This window comes from Microcoleus sp. B4-C1, from assembly GCF_036705285.1.
GTDB lineage: Bacteria > Cyanobacteriota > Cyanobacteriia > Cyanobacteriales > Microcoleaceae > Microcoleus.
The window spans coordinates 1-14408 of the sequence record NZ_JAUBUC010000069.1; the positions used below are offsets into that span (position 1 = coordinate 1).

Consider the following 14408-nt stretch of genomic DNA (forward strand, 5'->3'; position numbering starts at 1 on the left):
CCGCCCGTCCTTTTTGGACGGGCGGGACGCCCATCCCACAATCTTGTGGAAGTTATTTAATTCTCATTCCATCTGCGGTTTGCCTATTACATCAAAAATTTAGGCAAGAAGTTTAATCAAGAAAAAAGGCAGGGGGAAAAATGTTTATAGTAAGGCCTTTAGTCATTAAAAAGGTAAAGGATCAGGTTCTGACGGTAACAGACTTACGCCAGTATAAGCTGATTGGAGTCGATCAAAAATGTATTCAAAAGCTTCTTCAAAGTGTCTGGGTTCATCAATGAGAATCTTGAATTCGTGACCCCAAGGATAAACGGTGACAATGAAATTGTCAATAACTTTGTTAACACTCAAAGATATTTCGACTGTTTCGCGATCGCCCTTTTGGGGAGTTTCGGGATTTTCAAAAACATCGATCGCACCATCAAAATACAGAATGCCATTGTCATCAAACTTCTGATTTTGCTTTTGAATCGGGCATTCCAAATAATCGCTCATTTGCGTGATAAAAATGTCACTAAAATCCTGACAAGCTTCGCAGGATTCGCGGTATGCTTGCCGGGATGCGGCGTAAGCTTTGCAAAGTTCCTCAAATTTAGACATAGAAATTACCAGTGTTAACTGTCCAACATATCAAGTGTGAGAGCGCAATCGCAATATTTTCAACAAGGTATTGAATTGATCGGGCAAAGGGGCGATCGCCTCTATTAATTCTCCTGTTACGGGATGCTGTAATGTCAGCCGCCATGCGTGGAGGGCTTGTCCGGTTAAATTGACGCCGATAGAACGGTTGGAACTGTACATGGGGTCGCCCACAATCGGATGTTTTATTTCCGCTGTATGGACGCGAATTTGATGAGTGCGGCCGGTTTCTAATTGATAGTGCATTAAGCAATAGTTGCCGATTCTTTCTTTGATTGTCCAGTGAGTAACGGCGGGGCGACCGCCTTTTTCTACTGGTACTACTGCCATTTTTTTGCGGTCTGTGGGATGCCGTCCGATGGGTAGGTCTATTGTGCCTGTTTCGGTGTTGGGAGCACCGTAAACTATGCCTAAATATTCGCGGCGGGCCGTTTTGCTTTTGAGTTGGGCTTGCAGGTGTTGGTGGGCGATGTCGGTTTTGGCGATCGCGATCGCACCTGTTGTATCTTTGTCTAATCTGTGCACGATTCCCGGCCGCTGAACTCCGCCTATTTCTGCTAGGGGACAGTGGGCTAACAAAGCGTTGACTAATGTACCGTCTTGGTGTCCGGCGGCTGGGTGGACGACTAATCCGGCTGGTTTGTTGATGATAATTAAGCTGTCGTCTTCGTAGAGAATGTCGAGGGGAATTGCTTCGGCCTGCAAGGATGTGGGCTGGGTTTCGGGTAATGTGAGGTGAATGCGATCGCCCGTTTTTACTGATATTTTTTTCGAGGTGCAGGTTTCGTCGTTGACTTTGACGTTACCTTGTGATATGAGGGTTTGGATTCGCGATCGGGATAAGTCCGGTATCTGGTTTGACAGCCAAATATCTAATCGCTGATTGACATTACTGCGATCGAATTCCTCTGTATTTTCTACTGTGTAAATCTGTGCCGCAGTGTCTGTTTCTATCATTTACTTTTTACTATTTTTTGCCAAGTGTGTAAAGCAAATATCCTCATCATAACATCTGTGAGTTAGTTCGCGATCGCACGGGCAGCGAGAAACCGGGTTTTTTCACCACAATACTTCGTTTCTGCCTGCAGATTGGGTAAAAAACCCGGTTTCTTTGATCGGAGTGGTTAAGTCGTTTGAGTATAATCGTCTTTTCTATCGACAATTGTCGCAGTGGCCACAGCGCATAGATTTAGCTTCCTTGGCAAACCCAAAAGCTTGCAGCAAAAATTGCCACCGGCACTGGCGATGTTTGAGATATTTTGACATTTCTTCCGCTGCGGTAAAATTTGATTTTTCCGCTTTTTGCTGTGGAGATTTATTGATCGCATAATTAAAAGGATCTTGCCATGTTAATTGTCCGCTGCTGTGCAAGATTGAAAGGGCGATCGCGCTTTCGGGAAACTCCTCCGAGACTGCTTCTATATTACCTTTTACTGGCAGTTTCTTGGCTAATTGCTGAGCTTCTCGGTATTGCGATCGCAATTTATCTTGAAAAAATTCCTTTCTTTGTTTATCTTCGGGATAAAGCAAACCCGTCGGTTCGCTAATCAATGTCAGGGCGATCGCCGATTTGCCGTCGCGTCCGCCTCTACCAATTTCCTGAATGTATTCCGATAATAGCAAAGGTGCTTGATAATGAACAACCCACCGAACATCGGGCTTGTTAATTCCCATCCCAAATGCTGATGTACAAGTCACAAATTTAAGGTCATTGTTCAGCCAAGCTGTTTCTATTTTTCGTCGTGATTCTGGACTTAAACCTGCATGATATGCTGCTGTTTCATAACCTGCTGCTTCCAACAAATTCGCCAAGTTTTCGCTATCTTTTCTAGTGCGGACATAGACTAAACCTGCTTGTTTTGGTCGAGCTTTAATAAAATTTAATAACTGCTGCTTGCGTCCTCTCGGCGTCCAGACTGTCTGCACTTGCAGGTGCAGATTAGAACGGTAGGGACTTAGCAAAAATGCTTCTGGTTTTTGCAGTTGCAAGACTTTTTTGATTGTCTGCTGTGCTTCCGGGTTGGCGGTAGCGGTGAAAGCTGCGATCGCAATTTTACTATTTGCTGGTTTAGCTTTCAACAAAGCCGGCCGTACTGTTCCCAAACGACGGTAAGCTGGTCGAAAAGTATCACCCCATTGTACTAAACAGTGAGCTTCATCTAATATTAAACCGTTGATTTGGATGTGCGGCTGACTGATAATTTCCCAAACTGGTTTGCTGAGTAATGTTTCGGGAGACAGGTACAGCAATCTTAATTTGTTTTGTTGCAGCGACTGCATAGTTTGTCGGCGCTGCGCTGTTGGCAATTGACTGTGAAGTAGGGAAGCGGGAAGATTGCGATCGCGCAATTCTTGTACTTGATTTTCCATCAAGGCGACTAGCGGCGAAACTACGAGAGTTAAACCTGTTTGTAACAAAGCTGGCAGTTGAAAGCAGATGGATTTGCCGCCACCTGTCGGCATAATTATCAGCGTGTCTTTTCCGGCTAATAAACTGCCGACGATTTCTCCTTGGGGCGGGCGAAAGTCGTCGTATCCCCAATTTTTTTTAAATGTGGCGCGGGCTTGATTTAATGATGTTAATTCGGGTTGAAAGTTCATTTGACTGAGTTAAAAAACTTGTATGGTTTCGCCACAACTAACGAATTTTTGGCAAATTCGGATCTTTTCGACAAGTCGAGAGTGGTAATTTTTCACCACCTTGTATCGTGGTAATTCTCATTCGATTTCTATCTGTCACCACATTTAAACAAGCACAGACATATCCATAATTAACATTAGTTTTGACATATTCATCGTCGTTAAAAGGAGGAATATTGTTCATTCCTCCGGCTTGATATCCCCCTTGCACCGAGATAGTCCACTGAGCATCTTTGTCTTTGAGATACCAATTAGCAGGCGTGGGATTTATCAACCATCCGCACCTAGTTTCAGCCGCTTTCGCAGGAATAATAACCATCGAAAAAGATGAGATAATTGCAGGTATCAACCACTTTAGTTTCATAGCTTTACATCCTAATTTTTGAGCGACAATCATACAGGAATTACGCGCTTCGAGAAAAGAAACAGAAACCTGGTTTTTTAGCGAATCTGCGGGTGACAACGAAATATTTTCGCAAAAACCTGGTTTCTAACTACCTGCGCGTAAGTCCTGTCCAAAATCCAAAATCCAAAATCCCCTAAGACTCCTCGCCGTCTCGGCGGCCGAGCTCGTACACGCCGCCGCCAATACAGGCGATCGTACCCATAGATACCGCCCAACCAGTACCCAGAGACAATTCGACGCCCCAATTGCACAATCCGCCCACAATCAAAAAGGGTACAATGCTCAACAGCGAAGCGTAAAACGTATTTTGGGCTTCTCTGGCTTGGCGGGTTCTTTCAAACTCGGCTTCTGAGGTGTAGAGGGATCTCTCCGCAAAATTCATCCAGCGGTTCAGTTGCAGGATTACCCATTCTGTGAGGGGCGACAGGCCCCAGTACAGGGCCAAAGACCACAAGGACGCACCGGCGATCGCAGTTGCGTCTATGGCAAAACTAAAGGGAAAAATTTCAGTAAGCATTGCTTGATGTGTTATGAATTTGAGATTTTGGATGACATCCAAAATCCAGGAACTAACTATAGTGTCAAGCAAAAGCTCGATCGAATTCAACCGCAGCACGAATTAGTCTGCCAACTTTTTTTTATCACCCCTGGGCATTTACCCGGAAGCCTTGACACGGGTTTTGGATGGAGTAAGATACACGTTGTTGATAAACTGATTCGCGATCGCGGGTAGAGCTCAAAGCCAATCTTGCAGCGAATTGGCATCACTTACATTTTGCACCCTTCTGAGAAACGGGCTTTCCGGCCCGTTCCACAAAGGATGATTTTTTTGTGGGCTGGGCCGGAAAGCCCGCCCCTGAAAGCTTTATTGACAAGGGTGCAAGATGTGAGCCTAACAGACAACGCACACTCCCACACACATTTAACTTTGAGCCGTGAAAAAAATCCTGCAAGACTCTAGAGGCCCGCTGACGGCAAAACGCTTTTTTCGTCTCAGACAGATGCTGCTGCTGGCACTTTCGATCGGCATTGTGTTGATTAGCCCTTATTTGCAGCAGCAGGTGGTCAAAGCTCAGTCAGGCTTACCAACCAGAGTAGCGACGGGTAATTTGTGGCAAGAAGCTTCTTTTCCAGTCGAAAACTTTGAAACCTACACTTCCCCCTTCGGCCCCCGTGGCGGGGATTTTCATTACGGTTTGGACTTGGCCGCCCCGGAAGGCAGCTATATCCGCAATTGGTGGGGCGGGCAAATTGTGGAAGTTTGGGAAGATGGCCGATGCGGCACTGGTATGATCGTGCGATCGGGAAATTGGGAACACATCTACTGTCACCTCAGAGGCCGAGTGCTAACGGCTAACGGCGGGCGTTATTATACCGATCGCGAAGGTACTTTGCAAATTTGGCAAGGTCAAACAGTGCCTGCGGGTGCGAGAATTGCCAGAGTTGGGATGACCGGCCGCACGAGTGGGCCTCACTTGCACTGGGGATTGAAGTACGGCGGCCGCTGGGTTGACCCGGCTTTGGTTCTCCGGGAAATGTACGCGCAACAATCTTAATTAGTCATTAGTTAGTAGTCATTAGTCATTAGTCATTAGTCATTAGTTAGTAGTCATTTTTGGGGTTTGTAGTAATGAGTAAAGTCCTGATTTTTTCGAGAATGAGGAATAAAGTCATCACTACAAACTTGAATAACTAATGACTAATGACTCTTTATGTTGGTGCCAACTCTTTTTTGTTTACCTCGGTGTAGCGATCGACAATTTGGCGGAATTCATCGCCGTCGATCGTTTCTTCATCCAACAGCGCTTCGACAAGTTTGTCTACCAAATCCCGATTTTCGCGGATAATTCGGCGAGCTTCTTCGTAGCACTCAAAGGCAATTTCCCGGACTTGGCGATCGATCTTGATTGCCATTTCTTCGGAATACTCCGATCGCGAATTCCAGTTTTGGCCTAAAAACACCTCATTGTTCGGACTTTCCAAAGCCACAGGCCCCAAATCCGACATTCCGTAAAGCGTTACCATCTCCCTCGCGAGACTGCTAACTTTTCTGAGATCACTACCGGCACCGGTGTCGATTTCAGCATCGCCATAAATTTCGGCCTCCGCCGCCCGTCCCCCCAAAGCTACTTTAATTCGGTTTAACAGCAAAGCCCGACTTCTCAAACCTTCGCTGTCGAGCATTTCGTCGTCGAGCACAAAGCTAGTAAAGCCTTCGACCCCGCCGGAACGCGGAATAATCGTTACTTTTTCCACCGGGTCGGCATTTTTGAGCATGGTCGCGACTAGGGCGTGTCCGACTTCGTGGTATGCTGTCATCCACTTTTTCTTGCTATCCAGCAGCGGGTTGAGGGTAAGCCCGATCGTGATCCGGTCGATCGCGTCGTGAACTTCTAAGTTAGTAATCGTGTCTTTGCGACGCCTCGCAGTGAGAATTGCTGCTTCGTTGAGCAAGTTTGCCAAGTCAGCGCCGGAAAAGCCGGGAGTCCGGCGGGCGATCGTGTCTAGGGCAACTTCTGGGTCGAGTTTTTTGTTGCGCGCGTGAACTTGCAAAATCCCCAAACGCCCTTTGTAACTGGGTAAATCTACCGTTACTTGTCGATCGAACCTGCCGGGCCGCAGCAGGGCGGTATCTAGCACGTCGGGCCGGTTAGTAGCTGCAATCACAATCACGCCGCTGTTACCCTCAAAGCCGTCCATTTCTGTCAGCAACTGGTTGAGAGTTTGTTCGCGTTCGTCGTTGCCGCCGCCGATACCAGCGCCGCGCTGCCTTCCTACGGCGTCTATTTCGTCGATGAAGACGATGCAGGGCGAATTTTCTTTAGCTTTCTTGAACAAGTCGCGGACGCGGGAGGCGCCAACTCCGACAAACATTTCGACAAATTCGGAACCGGAGATGCTGAAGAAGGGGACGGCTGCTTCGCCTGCGATGGCTTTGGCCAGCATTGTTTTGCCGGTTCCGGGAGGCCCGATTAACAGAACTCCTCTGGGAATTTTGGCGCCGATGGCGTTGAAGCGTTCGGGTTTTTTGAGGAAGGTTACGACTTCTTGCAGTTCTTCTTTAGCTTCTTCGATGCCTGCTACGTCGTCGAACATCACGCCGGTTTTGGCTTCCATTTGGAAACGGGCTCTGGATTTGCCGAAGTTCATGGCATTTCCTTGAGATTGGGTCGATCGGCGCAGGATTGCCATCAGCACTGCCAAGACTGCAAAAATCACTAGCAAGTTTATTACTAAACTGACTGCTGCTGCGTTATCTGCTGTTTGTTTGACTTCAAAGTCAATCTTTTTGGCGCGGATTTGCGAGTACAGTTCTCGGTTGTTGTAGTCGAACAGACTAACTGATTGGGTTTGATCGCTTTTTTGATTTTTTAGCCTAACCTTGGCAGTTCTTTGAGTTTCGTCTACTTCGATTTTACTGACTTGCCCTTTTTCTATGTTGTCGATGAGTTGGCTGTAACTCATGGTGTTTGGCGCACTCTCGGCAAACACCGGGGTCGAGAGCAATATTCCTTGAGAAATCACCAAACTGCCCAGGATGCGCCAAAGATTCCGTCCTGGAATTGATTTTTTAGGATTCTGGCTCGACTTGTCTTTGTTTACAGCTAGATGCCCCAGCCATGCGTGTTTCCAAGAATTTTTCATATTGCTTTGCCCAAGGTTGAAGACTGCCAAGATTGACCGCTTGTGGTTTGCTACGTTCATTTATTTTAACAAGATGGCGGGTGTTGGATGGGTTTATCTCTCGTGGGCATCTTAAGATGCCCCTCTTGAGGGGGGGGTTCATTCTCGGTAGGGGCAATCCCCCCGTGGTTGCCCCCATGTCTGAAACGCCTGTGCAATGGTCTGTGGGTGGGGGCGGGCACGGGGAGTAGGGGTCGCACCGCCCCTAAAAAAGCCTGATTTTCGTGAGAATGAAACCGCCCTGCTCAAGGGGGGGGTTTTGAATCCACGGCTGCTCAAGAAACCGGGTTTTTTACCTAATCTGCGGGCTATAACCCAGGATTTTGCTCAAAAAACCCGGTTTCTCGGCTCCCTCCACTGAACTTACCCACGGCTCCTCAAGAAACCGGGTTTTTTACCTAATTTGCGGGCTATAACCCAGGATTTTGCTCAAAAAACCCGGTTTCTCGGCTCCCTCCGTAAATCTCAAATCTCAAATCTCAAATCTCAAATCTCAAATCGATGGATTTTGCTCAAAAAACCCGGTTTCTGGGTTCCGTCGGTAAATCTAAAATCTCAAATCTCAAATCTAAAATCGATTGACAGTTGTCGATCGAACTTGCTATGTTAATCATACTCGTAATGAGTACGTTTTAGTCAAGCAGTTATTGTTTTTAAGCTTTATGGTAAAAATTGTCGGCATTGGTGGAAGTTTGCGGGCTGGCTCCTACAGCCAGTTAGCGTTGAAGGTGGCAGCAGAACGGGCGCAGGCTTTGGGCGCGGAAGTTGAAATATTGGATTTGCGATCGCTCAATCTGCCATTCTGCAATGGTGAGAATGATTATCTCGATTACCCGGATGTGGAAAAGCTGCGAAATGCGGTTAAGCAAGCCGACGGCTTGATTTTGGCAACGCCGGAGTATCACGGTAGCGTCAGCGGTGCTCTCAAGAATGCCCTGGATTTGATGAGTTTTGAGCATTTGGACGGGAAAGTTGCGGGTGGGATTAGCGTTTTGGGAGGGCAAGTTAACAGCAACGCACTCAACGATTTGCGAACCATTTTGAGATGGGTGCACGCTTGGGTAATTCCCGAACAAATTGCGATCGGACAAGCTTGGAAAGCTTTTAGTCCTGATGGTAAATTATTGGATGAAAAACTGTCTGAAAGGTTCGACGAATTTGCTCGGAGTTTAGTGGAAAATACGCGGAAATTGCGAGGAATTTCGTAATTGTCTTTCAGGAAAAACGCATTCCTGGACGCAACTGGCATATTATTCGGATACGTCAGTTGCCATAATTTCTCGATTTGAAGAGGCTTTCTCTCTAGCAGAGCACCCTACAAGCTGTAATGTAACAGTTAACAGTCAACAGTCAACTGAGTCAAAATGGCATATCGATCATGTCTCCGAAAGGATGGGGTACGTTGATCGGCATTCTTCCGGGTTTTGACTCATATTTGTCTATCCACTTTTTGGCCAATTCCAAAGCTTCCTCCTCTGTCTTGGCATTTTGGACGGCGACGTGGCGGTTGCCGCGGCTATCCCAAACCTCGACGTAGAAGACTTTCTGGGATTGAATAATCCAACCTTTATAAGTGTCTGCTGGTTCCATAGTTAGAATCCTAAAATAATCGGGCGGGGAGTTCCACTGACTAGCTAATTGTAAATATTGCCCTGCATAAAATGAATTTTACGGGGGTTTCTATAGTATTTTTGGAAAAAAGTCAGTTTTACGGTTAACCTCATGACCAGACTCCTGAAGCAATTATTTAACTGGAGAAAATATCTCCAACCTTTGGCCGCGACGATCGCGATCGCCCTAATCGCATCCCAGATGGCGGTATTGCCGGCATTGGCGACTGGCGTGTACGAAATACCGGTGTTGTCGGCGGGCGATCGAACTTGGGTGTTCGACAAAGGCGACGTGCTCAGCCGCAGCAGCGAAAGCAATATCAGCAGCGTGCTCGACAACCTGGAAAACAAAACAGGGAAACAAGTCCGATTTGTCACCATCCACCGCTTAGACTACGGTGAAACGGCTGCCACTTTCACCGACCAACTGTTTGAACAGTGGTTTCCCACAAAAGAAGACCAGACTAATCAAATTTTACTCGTTCTCGACACTGTTACCAACAGCGCGGCAATTCGGACGGGGGAAGGGGTGAAATCCCTGCTAACCGATGAAATTGCCCAGAGTGTGGCCGGGGAAACTGTGCAAGTGCCGCTGCGGGAAGCGAATAAATACAACGAGGCATTTGCGGCTGCAAGTACGCGCATTGCAACTGTTTTGTCGGGCGAACCCGATCCGGGTCCTCCTGAAGTTGTTGACAACATTCAAGTTGAAGGCACGTTTAAAAAAGCTGAAGAAACAGATCAAGGCAATGCCACAGTTGTTGTGGTTGTGCTGTTGGTGTTGGCGACAGTGATTCCGATGGTGACTTATTTCTGGTATCAAGGTTTTTCGTGATCGGGTGCTGCTTGCATCCGATCGGTTGCCGTTTTGTCAAGAAAATATGGCAGGGCTGCACTAATCTTGAACGTATTCTCGATCGCTCAACAAAGCAATTTCTGCCCGTACAAATTCCCGTCCCAGATAAGCCGCGTGATCTAACATTGTCACCGGGCTGGGGCGGGTTTCTTCTAGGATTTTGACACAAAGTTCTTTGGCGGTTCTGCCGGTAAAAAGTGTGGACTGAGTGCGTTCTACTTTGCCGCGGGCGGGGATGGGTTTACCAGTTTCGGGATCGACGGCGAGGCCTCGATCGTCGATGATGTTGGTGAAATGTTTGGCACAAATTAAGCTGGTTTCGCGATCGAGATAGATGATGAAGTAGCCGCCTGGATCGAGGTCGATGTGGCGTTTGGATAGCTTGTCATCGATTGCGGTGAGGTTTTCCAATGTTTGACTCATGGTTGGTGAAAGGAAGTAAAGAATAGCTATATTTTTTTTGCTATTTCTAGTTTAGTCGGCTGTGGGACAAGTTTGGGACATTGGTTGGTTGAATGCGGGGGGAATTTTCGGGCGATCGACATTCTATCCGATATCTGTGGGGACAGGGCATTGCCGTGTCCGGCGGTGGCTGCTGCGACTTTTAATGAGTGGTATAAGATTGAGGACTGTCACAAGACTTGTTGAACTTGATAGAATGAACCGCAGAGAACGCAGAAAACGCAGAGTGAAATAAGAGAGAGAAACAAAATATGTTATCACTGAGATATTGCACCATTTGCAATCAGCTTTTCAAGACCGGGTTGTCCTGCCCACCACCAGAAATTCACTCTTTGTGGAACAGGCATCTTGCCTGTTCTTGAGAATAGTGCTCTTCGGTGAGTTATCATTGGGGTGAGTAATTTTGGGATTTAATTATAAATGAAATTTATAGATTTATTTTCAGGAATTGGAGGTTTCAGACAAGGTTTTGAAAAAATGGGCTTTGAATGCGTTTTTTCCTGCGAAATTAACAGCAAATGCCGACAAGTTTACACGGATAATTTCGGTGAGGTTCCTTTTGGAGATATCAGTAAAATTAATCCCGTCGAGTTAGAAGACTTTGAGATTTTAGTCGCAGGGTTTCCGTGCCAACCTTTTAGCATCTGTGGCAAAAAGCTAGGTTTTGAAGATACTAGAGGTACGCTATTTTTTGATATTTGTAAAATTATCAAAATTAAGCAACCTCAAGTAGTTGTTCTCGAAAATGTCAAGCACTTAATCCATCATGACAAGGGAAATACCTTAAAAGTAATTATTGCCAGTCTTGAAGATTTGGGATACAGCGTGAATTACAAAATGCTGAATGCTAAAGACTTTGGAATTGCTCAACATCGTGAAAGAATATTTATTATTGCAACTCAAGGTAAACCATTCAATTTTTCTCGGCTTAAAATCCAGTTGACTCCAAAACTCAGGCAGTTTCTAGACAAGACAGGGGATTTTGAAATATTGGATAAATCCGAGTATACTTTAATTGAGTCTCCGAGAAAGCAAGATTCGGGACTTTTATTTGTAGGTTACAGAAATAAAGGTACTTGGAAAACTGGCGTGAGGCCGAATACAGAACATTTATCGAGAGTTCACAGACAGCCTAATCGCATTTATTCGGTAGATGGAGTGCATCCGACAATTCCTTCGCAAGAAACATCGGGCAGGTTTTTTATCTACATTCCTGAGCAAGATAGGGTGAGAAAGTTGACGCTGAAGGAATGTTACCGTCTTATGGGTTTTCCTGAAGATTTTAAAACTTATCCGAGTGCGGGGGAAAGTTACAAGCAAATTGGGAATTCGGTTTGTGTACCGGTTGTGGAGGCGATCGCCCAAGAAATATTAAGTCAAAATTTATTGTATGATGAAAAGAAGGAACTACAAAGATGTCCAGAGTCCCGGCTTCGGGAACCAGTTGAGACTCTAGTTAACACTCTTACTTGAGATTAACTTTCTTATTAAACAATTTTAGAATTAACCAAGCGCTAACTTTGAGCTATAATATAAGTCACCCAAGATAGATATAGTCGTCATGGAAGAATTACTCACCTTAAAAAGCTTACTGCTAAAAGGGGATATACCTGGGTCATTAGCTATAGTTGAAGAACTAGAAGAAATGAGCAAAAAAGACATCATTAAAACTATTCGCAGCTATGCAGTGATTTTACTATTGCATCTGATTAAACAGCAAGCTGAAAATCGCACAACTCGCTCTTGGGATATCTCGATTCGGAACTCGGTTCTAGAAATTCAGGAGGAAAATAAGCGACCGAGAGGCGCGGGTTTTTACTTACCTCTAGAAGAGTTACTCATTGTTTTAGAAATGGCGTATCTACAAGCTATTAACAAAGCTTCCCTAGAAGTGGAAGAAGGGCGTTATGAACCAAGAGAATTGTCGCAGTTAGTGAATCAAGAGGCACTTATTAATCAAGCAATGACTTTAATTTCACAAGAAGCTGAAGATAAGGACTAAAGTTACCCAAAGTCAGGAGACGGCAGTGCCGTTTCCCTACAATTAATTGAGGTAGGGAAACGGCACTGCCGTCTCCTCGATTTTTGTAAGGACACGGCAGTGCCATTTCCCTACTTGTCTTAAGCTGGAACTTGGATTCTTTCAGTGCCGGCAAGTTCAAAGGCTGCGTGAATTGCCTTCAAAGCAGTTACTCCTTGTCCTTCATCCACAACGCAGCTAATTTTAATCTCGGAAGTTGCAATCATTTGAATGTTGATTTGCTGGCGGGAAAGCGCTTCAAACATCTTTGCTGCTACTCCCGGATGCGCTACCATCCCGGAACCGACAACGCTAACTTTGGCAATTTGTGTATCGACTGCTACTTCGCCCCATCCGAATTCTGGGGCGGCTTTTTCGAGGACTATTTTAGCAGCTTCGGCGTCAATTTGTGCTACGGTAAATGCGATGTCGCGAGTTAAGATACCGTCGATATTGTGACAGCGCTGCGACTGAATGATTGTATCTACGCTGATATTTTCCTCGGCTAAAAGTCCGAACAGTTTTGCTGCTACTCCGGGTCGATCGGGCAATTGGCGAATTGCCAGACGCGCTTGATTGAGATCCAACGCAACGGCGCGGACTGCAGGCGGTTTTTGAGATGATGAACGCAGCCCGATAGGGGAGTTGGCAACATCAAATGTTTTGCAGAGTTCGGCAACAGCCCGATCGCAATCTTCGGCATCGATCGCACAACTAACTTTCACCTCGGAAGTAGAAATCATTTGAATGTTAATTCCCGCATCCGCTAAAGTCTTAAACATCTGCGCCGCTACCCTAGGACGACCGATCATTCCCGCACCCGCAATGCTAACTTTAGCTATGGGCCGCTCTTCTGCTTTCACTTCCGGTTCTCCCAATTCTGGGCGAGAATTTTTGCCGAGGGCGGGGATAATTGCATCTGCAACGGCGGTGGCTTGTTGCAGAGATTTTCGCGTCACTGTGAAGGCAATATCGTTAGTATTTCCTTCATGAATTGACTGGATAATTAAGTCTACATCGAGGTTTTGTTGGGCGATCGCACCAAACAACCGCGCTGCTACACCGGGGCGATCGGGCAAACGCAGTAGCGACACCCCCGCCTGATCTAAGTCAAATTCCACCGCATCGACGGCTTTTGCGAGCTCCAAGCCCTCCAAAGGCCGGGGTTGCGGGGGTGGGGACACTACACGGGTACCGGGGGCGTCACTCCAGCTAGAAAGCACTACTAGGGGCACGCCGTAATTCTTGGCAATTTCTACCGCGCGCGGGTGGAGGACTTTTGCGCCCAAACTCGCCAATTCCAGCATTTCGTCGCAAGTGATTTCGTCCATCAATTGCGCGTCGGCAACCAAGCGCGGATCTGTAGTCAGAATTCCGGGCACGTCGGTATAAATTTCGCATCTGTCGGCCCGCAGCGCTGCAGCGAGGGCTACTGCGGTTGTGTCGGAACCGCCACGCCCCAAGGTGGTAATTTCCAATTCTCCGGCATCGGCGATACCTTGGAAACCCGCAACCACAACGACTTTACCGCTTTTTAACTGGCTTTCAAGCCGATTTGGGTCAATTCGCAAAATCCGGGCGCGGGTGTGGGCGGCTTCGGTGACAATGCCGACTTGGGCGCCGGTGAGGGAAATTGCCGGCTGTCCCATTTCCTGCAATGCCATGCTCAAAAGTGCGATCGAGACTTGTTCCCCAGTGGAAAGCAACATATCCATTTCCCGCTTGTTGGGATTTGGGGAAATTTCCTTGGCGAGTTTAACTAAACCGTCGGTGGTTTTGCCCATCGCTGAAAGTACGACAACGAGAGAGTTGCCGAGCTGTGCTGTTTTTACTACTCGTCTGGCTACTTCCAAAATGCGATCGACTGTACCAACCGAGGTTCCGCCATATTTCTGAACAATTAGTGCCATAGGACTTACACAAAAAGTGATGCAATACTTAAGCTAATATACGCAAATTTTTGATAATAACCGATGAATGTTTATATTGTTTCTGAGGAGGCTGCTAGGCGATCGGGTTTTTACAGCACATGATGTTCCTAGGGAGACTGAATTGCCGTGTCCCTACCGCAACCTGCGACTGATGGGAATT

15 protein-coding genes are annotated in these 14408 nt (G+C 46.6%); 6 read left to right on the forward strand and 9 right to left on the reverse strand.

Annotated elements, in window-relative coordinates; translation table 11 throughout:
* Window positions 1–165: 165 nt before the first annotated feature.
* From QUB26_RS23350 to QUB26_RS23370, 5 genes are all read right to left on the reverse strand, one after another.
* Window positions 166–600: a hypothetical protein gene (locus QUB26_RS23350; RefSeq protein ID WP_333319924.1), complete on the reverse strand. Its 435-nt coding sequence runs from the start codon at window positions 598–600 to the stop codon at window positions 166–168.
* Window positions 601–630: 30 nt separating this feature from the next.
* Entirely contained in the window at window positions 631–1596 is a 966-nt protein-coding gene (locus tag QUB26_RS23355) for an RluA family pseudouridine synthase (RefSeq protein WP_333319926.1), read from the reverse strand.
* A 195-nt stretch (window positions 1597–1791) separates the two neighbouring features.
* The gene (locus QUB26_RS23360; protein ID WP_333319928.1) at window positions 1792–3240 is read right to left on the reverse strand and encodes an ATP-dependent DNA helicase RecQ; all 1449 of its coding nucleotides are present in this window, start codon (window positions 3238–3240) and stop codon (window positions 1792–1794) included.
* 37 nt (window positions 3241–3277) lie between these two features.
* On the reverse strand, window positions 3278–3643 hold the full coding sequence (locus tag QUB26_RS23365) for a DUF4087 domain-containing protein (RefSeq protein WP_333319930.1): 366 nt from the start codon (window positions 3641–3643) through the stop codon (window positions 3278–3280).
* 175 nt (window positions 3644–3818) lie between these two features.
* Window positions 3819–4202 carry a hypothetical protein gene (locus QUB26_RS23370; protein ID WP_333223536.1) on the reverse strand — a complete coding sequence of 128 codons (384 nt, stop codon included), beginning with the start codon at window positions 4200–4202 and terminating at the stop codon, window positions 3819–3821.
* Window positions 4203–4208: 6 nt separating this feature from the next.
* Here QUB26_RS23370 and QUB26_RS23375 point away from each other — a divergent pair, with 6 nt between their 5' ends.
* Both QUB26_RS23375 and QUB26_RS23380 read left to right on the forward strand, forming a co-directional pair.
* Window positions 4209–4418: a hypothetical protein gene (locus QUB26_RS23375; RefSeq protein ID WP_333243209.1), complete on the forward strand. Its 210-nt coding sequence runs from the start codon at window positions 4209–4211 to the stop codon at window positions 4416–4418.
* 268 nt (window positions 4419–4686) lie between these two features.
* Window positions 4687–5241 (forward strand): M23 family metallopeptidase, encoded by a 555-nt coding sequence (locus QUB26_RS23380; RefSeq protein WP_333207798.1) that lies wholly within the window; start codon window positions 4687–4689, stop codon window positions 5239–5241.
* A gap of 154 nt (window positions 5242–5395) precedes the next feature.
* Here the strand turns inward: QUB26_RS23380 and ftsH are convergent, their stop codons facing one another.
* Complete coding sequence (gene ftsH / locus QUB26_RS23385; RefSeq protein WP_333253617.1) at window positions 5396–7330, reverse strand: ATP-dependent zinc metalloprotease FtsH; 1935 nt, start codon at window positions 7328–7330, stop codon at window positions 5396–5398.
* Window positions 7331–8031: 701 nt separating this feature from the next.
* On the opposite strand from ftsH, the gene QUB26_RS23390 reads away from it, so the two are divergent.
* Window positions 8032–8577, forward strand: a complete 546-nt coding sequence (locus QUB26_RS23390; protein ID WP_333319948.1) for an NADPH-dependent FMN reductase — start codon at window positions 8032–8034, stop codon at window positions 8575–8577.
* 151 nt (window positions 8578–8728) lie between these two features.
* Here QUB26_RS23390 and QUB26_RS23395 read toward each other — a convergent pair whose 3' ends face one another.
* Window positions 8729–8959 carry a hypothetical protein gene (locus QUB26_RS23395; protein WP_333319932.1) on the reverse strand — a complete coding sequence of 77 codons (231 nt, stop codon included), beginning with the start codon at window positions 8957–8959 and terminating at the stop codon, window positions 8729–8731.
* Between the two features lie 132 nt (window positions 8960–9091).
* Between QUB26_RS23395 and psb32 the strand changes: the two genes are divergently transcribed.
* Window positions 9092–9814 (forward strand): photosystem II repair protein Psb32, encoded by a 723-nt coding sequence (psb32, locus tag QUB26_RS23400; protein WP_333223532.1) that lies wholly within the window; start codon window positions 9092–9094, stop codon window positions 9812–9814.
* A gap of 60 nt (window positions 9815–9874) precedes the next feature.
* Here psb32 and QUB26_RS23405 read toward each other — a convergent pair whose 3' ends face one another.
* Complete coding sequence (locus QUB26_RS23405; RefSeq protein ID WP_333066492.1) at window positions 9875–10258, reverse strand: DUF4346 domain-containing protein; 384 nt, start codon at window positions 10256–10258, stop codon at window positions 9875–9877.
* Window positions 10259–10717: 459 nt separating this feature from the next.
* Between QUB26_RS23405 and dcm the strand changes: the two genes are divergently transcribed.
* Both dcm and QUB26_RS23415 read left to right on the forward strand, forming a co-directional pair.
* Entirely contained in the window at window positions 10718–11770 is a 1053-nt protein-coding gene (gene dcm, locus QUB26_RS23410) for a DNA (cytosine-5-)-methyltransferase (RefSeq protein WP_333319934.1), read from the forward strand.
* A gap of 88 nt (window positions 11771–11858) precedes the next feature.
* Window positions 11859–12299, forward strand: a complete 441-nt coding sequence (locus QUB26_RS23415; RefSeq protein ID WP_333243198.1) for a DUF29 family protein — start codon at window positions 11859–11861, stop codon at window positions 12297–12299.
* 119 nt (window positions 12300–12418) lie between these two features.
* Here QUB26_RS23415 and QUB26_RS23420 read toward each other — a convergent pair whose 3' ends face one another.
* The gene (locus QUB26_RS23420; protein ID WP_333319936.1) at window positions 12419–14227 is read right to left on the reverse strand and encodes an aspartate kinase; all 1809 of its coding nucleotides are present in this window, start codon (window positions 14225–14227) and stop codon (window positions 12419–12421) included.
* Window positions 14228–14408: the final 181 nt, after the last annotated feature.